The 14,423-nt window shown below is 41.4% G+C and carries 8 protein-coding genes, 2 tRNA genes and 3 pseudogenes; 7 read left to right on the top strand and 6 right to left on the bottom strand.

Going from position 1 to position 14,423, the window contains the following annotated elements:
* Positions 1-95 precede the first annotated feature (95 nt).
* The 4 genes from J4G44_RS10880 to pyrC form a co-directional block, all read right to left on the bottom strand.
* A tRNA-Glu gene (locus tag J4G44_RS10880) sits at positions 96-171 on the bottom strand.
* Between the two features lie 149 nt (positions 172-320).
* Positions 321-479 (bottom strand): hypothetical protein, encoded by a 159-nt coding sequence (locus J4G44_RS10875; RefSeq protein ID WP_207973647.1) that lies wholly within the window; start codon positions 477-479, stop codon positions 321-323.
* A 215-nt stretch (positions 480-694) separates the two neighbouring features.
* On the bottom strand, positions 695-1,357 hold the full coding sequence (gene rnt, locus J4G44_RS10870) for a ribonuclease T (protein WP_096902181.1): 663 nt from the start codon (positions 1,355-1,357) through the stop codon (positions 695-697).
* Positions 1,342-2,376, bottom strand: a complete 1,035-nt coding sequence (gene pyrC / locus J4G44_RS10865) for a dihydroorotase (RefSeq protein WP_004972678.1) — start codon at positions 2,374-2,376, stop codon at positions 1,342-1,344. Before pyrC ends, rnt begins: the two co-directional genes overlap by 16 nt.
* 197 nt (positions 2,377-2,573) lie before the next feature.
* Here pyrC and J4G44_RS10860 point away from each other — a divergent pair, with 197 nt between their 5' ends.
* The gene (locus J4G44_RS10860; protein WP_096902183.1) at positions 2,574-3,833 is read left to right on the top strand and encodes a GGDEF domain-containing protein; all 1,260 of its coding nucleotides are present in this window, start codon (positions 2,574-2,576) and stop codon (positions 3,831-3,833) included.
* A gap of 116 nt (positions 3,834-3,949) precedes the next feature.
* On the opposite strand, the gene argG is transcribed toward J4G44_RS10860, so the two are convergent.
* Entirely contained in the window at positions 3,950-5,293 is a 1,344-nt protein-coding gene (gene argG / locus J4G44_RS10855) for an argininosuccinate synthase (protein ID WP_004972682.1), read from the bottom strand.
* Positions 5,294-5,904: 611 nt separating this feature from the next.
* Here argG and J4G44_RS10850 point away from each other — a divergent pair.
* The 3 genes and pseudogenes from J4G44_RS10850 to J4G44_RS13670 all read left to right on the top strand — a co-directional run.
* On the top strand, positions 5,905-7,938 hold the full coding sequence (locus J4G44_RS10850) for an NADPH-dependent 2,4-dienoyl-CoA reductase (RefSeq protein ID WP_004972684.1): 2,034 nt from the start codon (positions 5,905-5,907) through the stop codon (positions 7,936-7,938).
* Between the two features lie 129 nt (positions 7,939-8,067).
* Positions 8,068-8,157 (top strand) — tRNA-Ser (locus J4G44_RS10845).
* A gap of 177 nt (positions 8,158-8,334) precedes the next feature.
* Positions 8,335-8,526: pseudogene (locus J4G44_RS13670) on the top strand (SIR2 family protein); the annotation flags it as partial.
* Between the two features lie 358 nt (positions 8,527-8,884).
* Here J4G44_RS13670 and J4G44_RS10840 read toward each other — a convergent pair.
* Positions 8,885-9,538: pseudogene (locus tag J4G44_RS10840) on the bottom strand (IS66-like element ISAba25 family transposase); the annotation flags it as partial.
* A gap of 100 nt (positions 9,539-9,638) precedes the next feature.
* Here J4G44_RS10840 and J4G44_RS10835 point away from each other — a divergent pair.
* The 3 genes and pseudogenes from J4G44_RS10835 to J4G44_RS10825 all read left to right on the top strand — a co-directional run.
* Positions 9,639-12,458: pseudogene (locus J4G44_RS10835) on the top strand (ImcF-related family protein); the annotation flags it as partial.
* Between the two features lie 37 nt (positions 12,459-12,495).
* A complete protein-coding gene (gene tagF, locus J4G44_RS10830; RefSeq protein ID WP_207973962.1) occupies positions 12,496-13,455 on the top strand; it encodes a type VI secretion system-associated protein TagF in 960 nt (319 codons plus the stop codon).
* Between the two features lie 2 nt (positions 13,456-13,457).
* Positions 13,458-14,225 (top strand): OmpA family protein, encoded by a 768-nt coding sequence (locus tag J4G44_RS10825; RefSeq protein WP_207973646.1) that lies wholly within the window; start codon positions 13,458-13,460, stop codon positions 14,223-14,225.
* Positions 14,226-14,423: the final 198 nt, after the last annotated feature.

Genomic DNA, 14,423 nt, shown 5'->3' with positions numbered 1-14,423 from the left:
AAATGAAATGAAGCGAAGTATTGTAGAGAAAAACTACAAATCTGCAATCTTGAAATAATAAATTTGGATTAGAAATGATCGTATAGCACGATAAATGGCGTCCCTACGGGGATTCGAACCCCGGTTACCGCCGTGAAAGGGCGATGTCCTAGGCCTCTAGACGATAGGGACGTTGCGAGGTGATGCGTATATTATGAATTTTTAGCGACAGTGTCAAACCTGAATCTAAAAAAACTGCCGCACTATTTGTTATTTGCTTAAAAAATAATACATCTTTAAAAATAAATCAGTGCATGTAAATTTGAATACGGTGCATCATTTTAATTATCAGGGGTTTGATATTGCTTTTCAGTGGTTGTTGTTTGTGTGGCTGCGGGTTGAGTGCTTGGTTTAGGTTGAGCAGGCTCACGATTCACAATATAAAGATACAACGCAGAAGGCGCGAGAATGACCAAAACCAAGACAATTTTTTTCAACATGGCAGAATCAATAACACAAATTGGAATATTGCCATTATAACCAAAGCCAGCTCAAAAGACTGCATGCATAAAAGCTGATTCGCAGTAAAAATCATTTTGATGCTCAGTCTTGTGGTTGAAAAGCACGAATCAAAACCACAACACTAAAAAGAAAACAGGACGACAAACGCAGTCTGTCATCCTGTAAACATCTCAATGTTCGAGTACAAATCGTATTATTGATCTGTGTTGAGTAAGTTCTCTACCATGTGCGGCGCAAGTTTATTTAGAATAAAACAAAACAGCTCTGCAGTTTTTTGCGTATCGTATAAAGCTGAATGAGCTTCTTTGCCATCAAACTCAATACCTGCCTGAATGCATGATTTTGCCAGCACCGTTTGACCAAACATCACCGCACTTAAAGTCACTGTATCAAACACTGAAAAGCTGTGGAATGGGTTTTGGTTTTTCGTGCCTGTGCGGGCAATGGCTGCTTGTACAAAGCCTAAATCGAAATGCGCATTGTGACCGACCAAAATGGCATGGGTACAATTCTGTTGGCGACGCACTTCATTGACTGATTTGAAAATCCGTTTTAATGCGGTTTTTTCATCTTCAGCCATAGCCATACGCATAGGGTTGAAAGGATCAATCCCAATAAAGTCCAACGAACGACGGTCTAAATTTGCCCCTTCAAACGGGTTGATATGCGCATGATACGCTTCACCTGGTACAAATTTGCCATCCGCATCATAAATAATTGGAATGGCAGCAATTTCCAACAAAGCATCGGTTTGGGCATTAAAGCCTGCGGTTTCCACATCGACCACCACAGGCAAAAAACCACGAAAACGTTGCCCCATCACGGGCAAAGTTGTATCTGTCACACTTTTCTCCATTGAATGGTTTTACCCGCATATAACGGAATAATTTGTTCACCATCCAAGTAGTCTAAACTGGTTGGAATGATTTGCTCTTCTTTCACCAAAGTAATGGTGTTGGTATTACGCGGCAAACCATAAAAATCTGCACCAAAGAAGCTTGCAAAGCCTTCTAAGCGGTCAATACGTCCAACTTGATCAAAAGCTTGTGCATAAAGCTCAATTGCCGTAGGCGCACTATAGCAGCCTGCACAGCCACATGCATTTTCTTTGGCATTTTTTGAGTGCGGTGCGCTATCTGTCCCTAAGAAAAATTTAGGATTTCCGCTAGTTGCGACTTCTAATAAGGTTTGTTGATGGGTTTGACGCTTTAAAATAGGCAAACAATAGAAATGCGGTTTTACGCCACCTACTAACATATCATTACGGTTAAATAATAAATGTTGTGGGGTAATGGTTGCTGCGACATTACGGCCTTGTTCTAAAACAAATTGCGCTGCTTCAGAGGTCGTAATGTGTTCAAGCACCAATTTTAAGTTTGGAAATTGTTGTAATAATGGTGAAAGCACTTCATCTAAGAAACGTTTTTCACGGTCAAAAATATCGACATGATTGTGCGTGACTTCGCCGTGCAGTAATAATGGCACTTGTTGTTCTTCAAGTTGCTCAATCACCGCATATACTTTACGAATGTCGCTCACCCCATTGTCTGAATTGGTGGTCGCGCCAGCAGGGTAAAGTTTAATGGCATTCACATGCGCAGAGGCTTTAATTTTCTTGACTTCTTCGGGAGAGGTTTGATCGGTAAAATACAACACCATACGCGGATCAAAATTTACACCTTCAGGGACGTGTGCCATGATGCGTTCACGATACGCTTCCGCTTCTTCTACCGTTTTTACTGGTGGAACAAGGTTAGGCATACAAATTGCGCGTGAAAATTGCTTGGCAAGATCGGGAACAGTACGTTGTAGTGCTAAACCATCACGTAAATGAGCATGCCAGTCATCTGGCTGGATAAGAGTAATCGTATTCAAGGCGCTGCCAGTCTGAAAAATAAAACAGATGATAATCTATAAATGTTAAAATGGTAACGTCGAAAGCCATAAAAAATAGAAATGCCTGAATTAATTGTTTCGACATTGTGTTATTTTTAAACCACTAAAAAAATTATATTCAGGTTGTTACAGTTTTGCTGTGCAACAATCGTGATTAAATGGAATTTAAAGCATCCATGGAATACAAATATAAGTTAGCCAAGCTACAGTACGACAAAGAAAAAAATGAAGAGTTGATTAAACGTCAACGTAAACGTGCGGGGCAGGTTTTTCCGAAACAACTGGAAGTTGAGTTTTGGCAACAGCATCTTGAACAAGCTCGGCACAACATTAACCAATATTTTTGGTCGGGCGTACTCATCTACTTTATTATCACCGTGCTGATGATTACTGGGGATTATTGGATTATTGATCGTAATTTTTTTAAACACGATTTTATCCACTCTTTACTAGGCTTGGTCAATGGCGCGTTTTGCTTACTGACCCTGTTCTTTTTTGCCCATTATAAAATTTTGCGCCCGTATTATGCCTATGCCGCCATGGCTATGATTTTTTGGGCCATTGTGTCGATGACCTGGCTGACCATGACGGTGCATACCGAAGTGTTTAGACACCAAGCCATGATGATCATCAGCATGATTTATATTATGGGTTTTGTACTGACGGGGGTGAAGCCGTTTCACATGCTGCTGACTGGGTTAATGGCGGCTGTGGTTGCCATGATTATGCTATTAACCTTGTATATTCCAATTGATGTGATGGTGATGGGGCGGGTGTTGGTTGGCAGTACGGTAGTGGGTTTTTTAATCAGTAAAATGCTGTGTACCCGTGAGCGGATGATTTTTTTGGTCATGCACCAAGCCCGACTTAGTGAAAAAATTAACCGTATTCATGCTGAAGAATTGTTGCATTTAAGTCAGCATGACGCGCTGACTAAAGTATCCAATAGACGTACTTTTGATGAAATGCTGGACAGCTATTTCGAACAGGCACGGCATGATGAAGTGCCATTGTCTTTACTCTTTATCGATGTCGATTTTTTTAAAAAATATAACGATCATTATGGGCATCAAAAGGGAGATGAAGTCATTTCAGCGATTGCCAAATCCATTAAAGACTCAATTCGTCACATGGATTTTGTTGCGCGTTATGGTGGTGAAGAATTTGTGGTGTTATTGCCAGAAACCGATGCGCATGGTGCGTATGCTGTGGCTTCCAATATTTTTAAAGCGGTTGAGCGTTTAGCGATTCCACATAGTCAATCTTTGGTTGACAGTAATGTCACCATCAGTTTGGGCTTTACCGTCTATAAAGGTGAGGCGGACATTTTTAAAAGCGATTTCTTACAACGTGCAGACCAAGCCTTGTACCGTGCGAAACAGTTGGGACGTAATCAAATTTATTACCACACTTTGCAGGTGGAAGAAGTGCTGTAAATTTTTCTATTGCAGCTTTCATTTAGTATGAATTGTTTAGTCCTCATGTTTAAACAAACATAAAAAAGCCGCTCAATTTGAGCGGCTTTCGATTTCACAAAATCATCACCAAGTGATTATTTGTTTTTGTCTTTCAATTGTGGCACTGCAGAACCTGAACCAATCGACAATAAGCCAGAATTGGTATAAAGACCCAATTTAGCGCGTGTATCGGTAATGTCTAGGTTACGCATAGTTAACTGACCAATACGATCCATTGGCGTAAACATTGAATCACCTTTCTCCATAGTTAAACGCTCAGCTTCATAAGTGAGGTTCGGAGATTCAGTGTTCATAATGGTATAGTCATTACCACGACGTAATTCTAAAGTCACTGTACCAGTAATTGCTTTAGCCACCCAACGCTGCGCAGTTTCACGTAACATTAACGCTTGAGAATCGAACCAACGACCTTGATACAATAAACGACCTAAACGTAAACCGTTAATGCGGTATTGTTCAATCGTATCTTCGTTGTGAATACCCGTAACCAAACGCTCATAAGCAATGTGCAATAACGCCATGCCTGGTGCTTCATAAATACCGCGAGATTTTGCTTCAATAATACGGTTTTCGATTTGGTCAGACATCCCCAAACCATGACGACCACCAATACGGTTCGCTTCAAGAATCAACTCAACAGGGTTTTCAAAACGCTGACCGTTTAATGCAACTGGCATACCTTCTTCAAAGGTAACCGACACTTCTTCGGCTTTAACTTCAACGTCATCTTTCCAGAACGCCACGCCCATGATTGGATCAACGATTTTGATGCCAGCATCTAGGTACTCAAGGTCTTTCGCTTCGTGTGTTGCACCTAGCATGTTTGAGTCAGTTGAATAAGCTTTTTCTTTTGACATTTTATAGTCAAAACCATTGTCGATAAGGAATTGTGACATTTCCGCACGACCGCCTAATTCATCAATAAAGGTTTGGTCTAACCACGGCTTATAAATTTTAAGCGCAGGATTAGTCAATAAACCATAACGATAGAAACGCTCAATATCGTTACCTTTATAGGTTGAACCATCACCCCAGATGTTTACGTCATCTTCTTTCATGGCAGTCACTAGCATTGTACCTGTTACTGCACGACCAAGCGGGGTGGTGTTAAAGTAAGGTATACCGCCTGTGCTGATATGGAATGCACCACATTGAATGGCAGCAATACCTTCCAAAGCCAACTGCATACGGCAGTCAACCAAGACTGCTTTTACCGCACCGTATTCTTCGGCTTTCTTTGGAATGGCATCATAGTCATCTTCATCTGGCTGACCCAAGTTTGCGGTATACGCATATGGTTCAGCGCCTTTTTGCTTCATCCACAATAAAGCAGCTGAAGTATCTAGACCACCAGAAAAGGCGATACCGACTTTTTTGCCTACTGGTACATTCTGCAAGATAGTTGCATTATCAGTCATTGCTAGTCCTAACTTTTTTAAAATAGGCACCACATTTGGTGGCCAAGGAGAATTCTAAACTGCAAATTATAGCACTCTTTAAAATGCTTGTTTTCGTTAAAAAAGCGCATTTGATAAAAAAATCAGGTTCAGGCTTAAATTTTCATTTAGAAATGGCAAACTTGGTATAGATGTTGAAGATCAAAACCTGCAATTGGGATGGTGCAGAATAAAATCACTTTTACTTTTGGGCGGTTTTATATCAAGTTTATATCAAGAATAGTTAGGGTCTATTGCCAAGTTTCATAACGCAATCTGAGAAAGTTTTAGCCACATGAGCAAGAACAAAGCACTGCTTTGTTTGCTGCGCAAGGGGACAAGCATATTTTTTGCTGCTATTGCGTTATGAGTCAGTCATTTAGAATGACTAAATTTCCTGCCTCATGCCTTATATCAGCTAAAAAACTTTGCGAGATATATCTCTCACGTCGCAAACATAGAAGAAGTGTCAACAGACCCTATAAATTGACGTTTGCGCCACACAGTCGAACTTTAGAGTCATAAACAGTTTATAAAAATCGGTTAAAGTATTCATGCAACAAGTTGCAAAGCTCATTATATAAGGACTCATCATGACAACTCGCTATGCAAATATTCTAAAACCATTACATTTAGGATTTACCACCATTAAAAACCGTGTCGTGATGGGTTCAATGCACACGGGTTTGGAAGATCGTTTTTATAATTATCCAAAACTGGCTGCTTATTTTGGCGAACGTGCCAAAGGTGGCGTGGGTTTAATTATTACAGGTGGTATTTCACCTAACCGTCAAGGCTGGTTATTGCCTGCGGGCGGTACTATGAATACATTGGGCGATGTTGCACCACATCGATTAGTGACACATGCCGTACATAAGCATGGTGCGAAAATTTTAATGCAAATTCTGCATTCAGGACGCTATGGTTATCAACCATTTGTGGTGTCTGCAAGTCCGATTAAATCTCCAATTTCACCATTTAAACCACGTAAAATGAGTGAAAGACAAATTTTAAATACCATTGAAGATTATGCGAAAACAGCTAGTTTAGCCAAAATGGCAGGCTACGATGGTGTCGAAATTATGGGTTCGGAAGGCTATTTACTGAATCAGTTTTTAAGCCGTCATGTGAATCAGCGTGAAGACCAATGGGGCGGTACGATTGAAAACCGTATGCGTTTTGCTTTAGAAGTAGTCAAAGCCATTCGCGCCGAAGTGGGTGAAAAATTTATTATCTGCTTCCGCTTGTCGATGCTGGATTTAGTCCACGATGGCAATACCATGCACGAAGTGATTACCGTTGCCAAAGCCTTAGAGCATGCGGGTGTGAACTTGCTCAATACAGGGATTGGCTGGCATGAAGCGCGCATTCCAACCATCGTGACTTCTGTGCCACGCGCAGCTTTTGTTGATTACACCGCAGAAGTGAAAAAACACGTTGAGATTCCTGTAATTGCATCCAACCGTATTAATATGCCTGATACTGCAGAAGAAATATTGGCAGCGGGTAAAGCTGATATGATTCAAATGGCACGACCATTGTTGGCAGATGCGTTTTGGGTCAATAAAACTGCGACCAATCGTGTCAATGAAATTAACACCTGTATTGCCTGTAACCAAGCGTGTTTAGATCATACCTTTAAAAATCAGCGTGCGACTTGTTTGGTCAATCCGCGTGCAGCCTATGAAACTGAATTGGTCTATGAAAAAACCAAGCAACCGAAGCGTATTGCAGTTGTCGGTGGTGGTGTTGCGGGAATGTCTGCTGCTACAGTTGCTGCTAGTCGTGGGCACCATGTGACTTTATTTGAAGCCAGCAACGAAGTGGGCGGTCAATTCAACTTGGCAAAAGTCGTGCCGGGCAAAGAAGAATTTCACGAAACCATTCGCTACTTTAAAGTGCAAATTGAAAAAACTGGGGTCGATTTGCGTTTAAATACCAAAGTCAACCGCGAGCAACTCGAACGTGAAGGTTTTGATGAAGTGGTCATTGCAACAGGTGTAGTACCACGTGCTTTAAAAATTGAAGGCAGCGATGCACCGCAAGTATTGTCTTATGCAGAAGTATTACGTGGTGCACCTGTTGGACAAAAAGTCGCTGTGATTGGTGCAGGCGGTATCGGTTTTGATGTGTCGGAGTTTTTACTGAAACCTGAACATCAGCCACAACCGCAGCCTTTGGCAGATTGGCAGCGTGAGTGGGGAGTCGATCCGAATCCTAACTATGTGACTGAAGGTGGTATGCTTGCTCCAGAAGTTCATCCCCCAGTCCGTGAAATTTATTTATTGCAACGTAAGACGACAGCTTTAGGTGCAGGTTTGGGTAAAACTTCAGGATGGGTACATCGTGCACAGTTGAAAAAACATGCGGTGCGTATGCTACGTGGTGTGCAATATAAAGCCATCAGCAATGAAGGCTTGTGGATTGAAATGGCAGGTCAAGACCAATTGTTACGTGTAGATAGCATTGTAGTCTGTGCAGGGCAGGAGTCGGTTAAAGATTTAATGCCTGCGGCAGATGAAAATACTTTGGCTAACTATCATATTATTGGTGGTGCAAAGCTTGCTGCAGAGTTAGATGCAAAACGTGCGATTCGTGAAGGGGCTGAATTGGCTGCTAAACTTTAAAAAGTGAGGTGGCTATGCTGTTGTTTTGATGAACTTTAGCGCTGATTTGGTGAAACAATATTCACTTGAGTGCTTGAGTGGTATTTTTTACTTGTCATCAAATCAAAAGCTTCGTATCATGGCCCACATGGAAGCGTGGCAGAGCGGTTTAATGCACCGGTCTTGAAAACCGACGAGGGCGCGAGTCCTCCGTGAGTTCGAATCTCACCGCTTCCGCCAAATATCAATGACTTAGCCCTGACATATTCAGGGCTTTGTTGTTTCTAGGGTTATGCAACGTAAGCCTGTAGTAAGCAAAAAATATTTAATTTTGAAATACTAATTATCAAATTGCTTGAATTGTTTCTAATATATAAGATGTGCTTATCTTCAGAACAACAATTTAGAAGTTAAGTTATGGACATTTTTGAGTTTGTTAGTAGTTACAAGAATCACCCAGTTTTATTTGTGGGTACTGGTCTAAGTCTTCGATATTTAAATAACTCTTTTAATTGGGAAGGGCTTTTGAAGTATGTAGCTATTGATCTCTATGGCACCGATGAAAAATTTTATGATATGAAGAACAAGGTGCATAAGACCCATGATGGCATACGCGCCAACTTAAGGCTTAAATTGTTGAAATATATTATAATTATCGCTTGAAAAATAAAAAAGGTGGTTGTATTTATTAATGCGCTAACACAAAACACAACTACCGTGGCGTATCATGATTCATTTTCAACAGTTATTACAAGTACTTCCTTCAAATATTGAACAAATGGCGATCAATTGTAATGCTTTTCAACGGGCTAGAAAAATTAAATGTAAGCGTCCGCTGAACCCCATGCCTATTTTTTAATTTGAGTTGGATTTCCAGCGATGTGGCAGTAATTCTTCTATTTGGGTCGCTTTATGCGTCGGCAGCCTTTTCAGTACAGTAAGCATCCGCTGAACCCCATAGCTTTTTTTAATTCGATTCAGGTTTCCAGCGGTGCGGCAGCAATTCTTCAATTTGGGTCACTTTATGTGTCGGCAGCCTTTTCAGCACATCACTTAAATAGGCATACGGATCCAAGCCATTCAGCTTTGCTGACTGGATTAAAGTCATGATATTCGCCGCTCGCTGACCACTGCGCAGCGAACCTGCAAACAGCCAGTTCTTGCGCCCCAACGCCCAGGGACGCATCTGATTCTCTACCCAATTGTTGCATATCGGTAGATTGCCATCATCCAGATAGCGGCTTAAGGCTGGCCAACGCTTCAGAGTGTAATTGATGGCCTTGGCGGTGGGAGAACTCGATGGCACCGTCAGATGATGTTGGTTGAGCCATTCATATAGTTGTTGCATCACCGGTTGGCTATGCTGTTGTCGGTATTCGCGGCGGTCTTCCGCTGTACCATCCGTCTTTTTCCTGAGTTCTGCTTCTATGGCATACAGTTTCTGAATCAGCACTAATGCCTGTTCAGCGACCTGACTTTTCCCGGTCACATGCAGTTCATGGAATTTACGACGTGCATGGGCCATGCAGCCCACCTCAATGACCTGGCCTGATTTGAAGCGTGCTTTATAACCACTGTAATCATCACAGACTAGATAGCCCTGCCAGCCTTTCAAGAACTCTGTCAACGGCAATTTAAAACTGACCCCTTTGATCTCGTATTAAGTTTCAACCTGTGGCTGAATCCCTATTCTTTTTTATCCTTCAAACGATAACTCTCACCCGATGGAATTTAAAACCTTAAAGCCAGCATTAAAAAGTTTTATTGGTACTTTATTTGAAGATAATCCGTATCAATTCCAACCTGTTTTTCGAGGTTTTTATTTTACCAGTGCTTTACAGGAATGCAGCATCGAAAGCCCGATGACAGAAAGTATTGCACAAGAATTTCAACTGCAGCAGCTTGCAAGCCCTTTTCAGGACGAAGAAAAAAGTTCGATTGCCCCAAATCATGGTTATTTTTTACAAGGTTTGTTTTCCAATGTGATTTTGCGTGATCAACATTTGGTGAAACAACATATTAATCCTGCGAAAAAACGTCAGCGATATATGGCGTTTACTGCTGCATTACTTGGTGTTGGATTGTTGCTCAGTGTTTGGGTGTGGTCATATCGTCATAACCAACAACTCATTGCCGATGTTCAGGCAGACTTAGATCAAGTTATACGACTGGAAAAAACTTTTGGACAGGTTTTATCCACACAACTCGAAAGCTTATTAATTTTACAAGCACGTCTGCAACAGTTGGATGGGTTTTCCGAACAACGTCCACTTAAGTTCAGTTTTGGCTTATATCAGGGCAAGAAGTTACGCGAACAGCTCAAAGTTGAATATCTAAAAGGCGTTCAGCAGATTGTATTGTTGCCAACCCAGCAAAATATCGCGCAATACTTACAGCGTGTCCAACAAGATGCGGCAACACTCAAAGCGCATCATATACATGCAAAAACGCAGCAAGTTGCGAAAACTCAACCATATTTAGAGCCTTCCGTGCAAAATCCGCAAGATGCTTATAATGCGTTAAAGGCTTATTTAATGCTGACGAATCCTGAATATCGGGAGAGCAGTCATTTAAGTGATCAGATTTCACGTTTTTGGCGCACTTGGTTGGATGCCCATCGTGGAGAAATGCCACGTACGGACATGATTCAGCAGGCAGAAAAAATCCTGTCTTATGCCATGACACTCGCTCATCAGGACGATTTTCCTGTACTGGAAAGCGATGCACAAATGGTCGATCAAACTCGTCAAGTGCTGTTGTCGGTCATTCAGGGAATGCCTGCACGAGATCGGGTATATAACGAAATAAAAATGCGTGCAGCAGTACGTTTTCCTGCACTTACGGTCAGTCAAATTGTGGGGGAGCAACACAGTCGCATTGTTTTAGGCAGTCATGCTTTGCCTGGTATTTTTACGCAGCAGGCGTGGAATGAATATGTCGAACAAGCCATTGATCAGGTAGCCAATCAGCCAACGGACAGCAAAGATTGGGTGCTCAATAGTCATCAGTCGGATGATCTAACTTTTTCAGGAAGTCCTGAACAAATCCGTAAACAATTGCTGAGCTTGTATCAGCAAGAATATGTGAGTGAATGGAAGAAATTTCTAAATGGCATCCATTATGCAAAAACAGATCAGTTCAATCAGCAAGTGAAACAGCTTGATCTGTTGGGAGAGCCGCAAAACTCGCCAATTCGCAAGTTATTGCAACGTATTGCAGTGGAAACCAATTGGGATAATCCAATTGTGCAAGCTGAACTTGCTGTGCCTGAACAAGGATTTATGGCGTGGTTTAAAGACAAAGTGCTGCGTCAATCTAATGACAAAGCTGCAGCGCAGGCAGCTCTAAAAGCACAAGGTGCGATTTCTCAAGAATACCAAATGTTTTATCAACTGCTGCGTAAACGTGACGATTTACAGGATCAATCTCTGTTTGATGTGTATATGAACAACCTTGCACAGGTGCGCAGCAAGTTAAATGATCTTCAAACGGCAGGGGAAATTGGACCAAGTGCAATGGCATTGTTCAAACAAACCATCCATGATCAAAACTCGGTCTTTAATACAACGCAAAAATATGTCGATGAAAAAATGATGGTGGGTTTAAAAGAGGCTGACCAACAATTATTACAAAAACTGTTGATGACACCGCTAACTCAATCTTTTGCAAGTTTAATTGTACCGACACAAGATGAAATTAATAAATTATGGCGTATTCAAGCCTATCAACCGTTTGCAACACATTTAGGTCAGAAATATCCATTTCATTCAGGGGGGACTTTACAGGCAACCAGTCAGGAAATGGGACAAATTTTTGGTGAAACAGGAAGTATTGCTGGCTTTGTCAAAGACACTTTAGATCCGTTGTTGATTCGTCGTGGTTATGTCTTAACTTCAAAAACATGGAAAGATTTAGGCTTAAATTTAAATCCTCAGTTTGTGATGGCATTTCCGCAATATGTTGCGCCAATTCATGGTATGGCAACAGGACGTTTAGATCAGCCTGCAACATCTGCTGTTTCAAATCAATCCAATTTCCAATTTTATCCATTACAGCACCCACAATTTTTATCGTATAGCATCGATATTGATGGTCAGCGAATGCAGTTTGAAAATGGAATTCAACAATGGGTCAACTTTGTGTGGCCCAATCCAGGCGCAATTCCCGGCGTGCGTATTAGTGCAGTCGATTTAAACGGTCAGTCGCATACTATTTTTGAAGCACCGGGCGAATATGGCATTAACCGTTTAATTGATGCTGCACAGCGCAAAGAGCAAAACGGTCACTTTGAAATGACTTGGGTCAGTAAAACGGAACCATCTTTATCTTTAAAAGTGAATTTCCGACTCATTAGCGGACATAGCTCGGGCAATATTGGTTCAAGTCGTGGTTATGTGGGGTTGCAGTTGGTCGATCAAGTCACCACGACCAAAGCACTTCTTGTGGTTGCTGCACAAACGACAGCAATGAGTCCCGCACAAACAGCGGCTACGCAGTCTAAAACTACAATGTCTGCACAAGTGGGAGGCGTTCCGCAATGATCAAGAGAAATAACACTTGGCAAAAGGCGTGGTGGGTATGCAAGCAGTAAAAACCGTACCTTTATATTATGGAAAAATACCTGCCCGTGGTGATTTTATAAAGTCTAAAGGGCAATCGGAACTCATTCAGCAGCTCGATCAGTGGATTAGTAATGCACTGGAACATGCCATGCAGAGCGCAGATTTTAAACAGCGTTATGCAACTTTGCCTGCTTTAGATTTTTTGATTGCCCATCCAGCAGAACCAATGTTTTTAGCTGTTAATTTAAAGGCGAGCCAAGATAGCTCGGGGCGGGCATTTCCAATGCTACTGGGGCAGTTGTTTGAGGTCGAACAGCCGAGTCAAAAGTTATTATTTGTGCCGTTTTTTTACAAAGCTATTTGGACTGATTTATTGCAACGCAATCAGGTCTTAAGCAATATCCGTGATCCCAATATGTCATTTGAACTGTTGAATCAATTGCCGAATAGGGTTCAACTTTTGAGTGCAGAAGAATACCAAGACTTTTATGAAAAACACAGCACGCATTCATTGGCACAATTAATGAAAATCAGTGTCAATGACTTGGCTCAGAGTATGATTGGGTTGGGACTTTTACTGCAACCCGTCCTCAAAAATGGCACTCGTCGTTTAAACAAAGTGATGATTTTACCGCTGAATCATCCGCGATATTGCTTTGAAATCGCAGCATTTTGGATGGGCATGATCGGGCGGTTTTTAGGCGCGCATCATACTGAAACTTTGCTGGGGATACTACATTTTGAGGCACCCATTTTGATCATTGATTTTCAGGGGGCTGATGTCATGACGCTGCGCGATCTATTTATTCAAAATATGCAGGGTGAACATTGGGTTTCTTTAATTCAAGCCACTTGGATTGATGCTTATTTAGAACAAAATGCAGGTCTTGCAACATTGGAACAATTACTTTGTCAGCGGCAGTTAAATCTTAACCAAGCCTTGAAGCTGTTTAGGCAAACTTTTTTAGATAAATAAATATGAAAAATAATCAAAAACGTATTCGCGTAAGTCTACTTATTGGCTTGTGTTTTTTAGTCCAAAGTCATTTGATCTATGCAGCGCCCATTGTTATAGAAGGTGTGGTGCCAAACGAAGCAAGTAAACAAGCCATTTTGGCGAAAATGCAAGCTGTGTATGGTGAATCGCAGGTGTTAGATAAAATTCAAGTCCGTGCAGTTGCTGCACCGAATGGTTGGGATGATTCAGTCACTCGTATGATTACAGCAGAGTTAAAAAAGATTTCTCAAGGGCAGTTACGTGTGAAAGGGACTCAAGTTGATTTGAAAGGAAAAGTGAATGCTGCTCATCAAATTCAAGCCACGACAGCAAATTTTCAGGCTTTGGTACAGCAGCCTTATCGTTTGAACACACAGCTTTCGGAGAGTCAGTATGAACAAAAAATGCTGGATGCTGCGCTCAAAAACAGGATTGTTGAGTTTGAATCGGGCAGTGCAATTTTGACTGACGTAGGGCAAAAAATTCTGGATGAAATGGCTGTGGCATTGAAGCAAGTTGGCACCCAAAAAGTGAAAATTGTTGGACATACAGACAGTTCGGGCGATGCGCATAAAAATATAGTGTTAAGCCAATCACGTGCAGGCGCGGTAAAAAATTATTTGATCGATAAAGGTATTGCGATAACGCATTTAAGCACCGAAGGTCAAGGTTCTAATCAGCCTGTCGCAGACAATACAACGCCACAAGGACGTAAGAAAAATCGACGTATTGAATTTGAGGTGCTTTGATTAGTTGATATTGAGCAAGGCGGAAGTTGAGCGTCATGTCCTGATCTTTAGAGCATCTGTGTGTAAACAGATGGCATAGAAAATAAAAACAGCATCAATCATTCAGTAATTTCCACAGTGAGAGTGCTTTGTGCAATTTAAAGCACGAATCTTGAATACATTGATCTGAAATAGAGGCTTTAAATCAACATTCGGAAG

Origin of the sequence: Acinetobacter towneri, assembly GCF_017498585.1 — a bacterium.
In the GTDB taxonomy this organism is placed as follows: domain Bacteria; phylum Pseudomonadota; class Gammaproteobacteria; order Pseudomonadales; family Moraxellaceae; genus Acinetobacter; species Acinetobacter towneri.
The sequence above is the reverse complement of the archived record's forward strand: the minus strand, read 5'-3'. Positions and strand labels throughout refer to the sequence as shown.

What these genes read in the sequence shown, in the direction of transcription:
- J4G44_RS10875 (WP_207973647.1), bottom strand. Translation starts at nt 479, where the DNA reads ATGTTGAAAAAAATTGTCTTGGTTTTGGTCATTCTCGCGCCTTCTGCG.
- rnt (WP_096902181.1), bottom strand. Translation starts at nt 1,357, where the DNA reads ATGGAGAAAAGTGTGACAGATACAACTTTGCCCGTGATGGGGCAACGT.
- J4G44_RS10860 (WP_096902183.1), top strand. Translation starts at nt 2,574, where the DNA reads ATGGAATACAAATATAAGTTAGCCAAGCTACAGTACGACAAAGAAAAA.
- argG (WP_004972682.1), bottom strand. Translation starts at nt 5,293, where the DNA reads ATGACTGATAATGCAACTATCTTGCAGAATGTACCAGTAGGCAAAAAA.
- J4G44_RS10850 (WP_004972684.1), top strand. Translation starts at nt 5,905, where the DNA reads ATGACAACTCGCTATGCAAATATTCTAAAACCATTACATTTAGGATTT.
- tagF (WP_207973962.1), top strand. Translation starts at nt 12,496, where the DNA reads ATGCAAGCAGTAAAAACCGTACCTTTATATTATGGAAAAATACCTGCC.
- J4G44_RS10825 (WP_207973646.1), top strand. Translation starts at nt 13,458, where the DNA reads ATGAAAAATAATCAAAAACGTATTCGCGTAAGTCTACTTATTGGCTTG.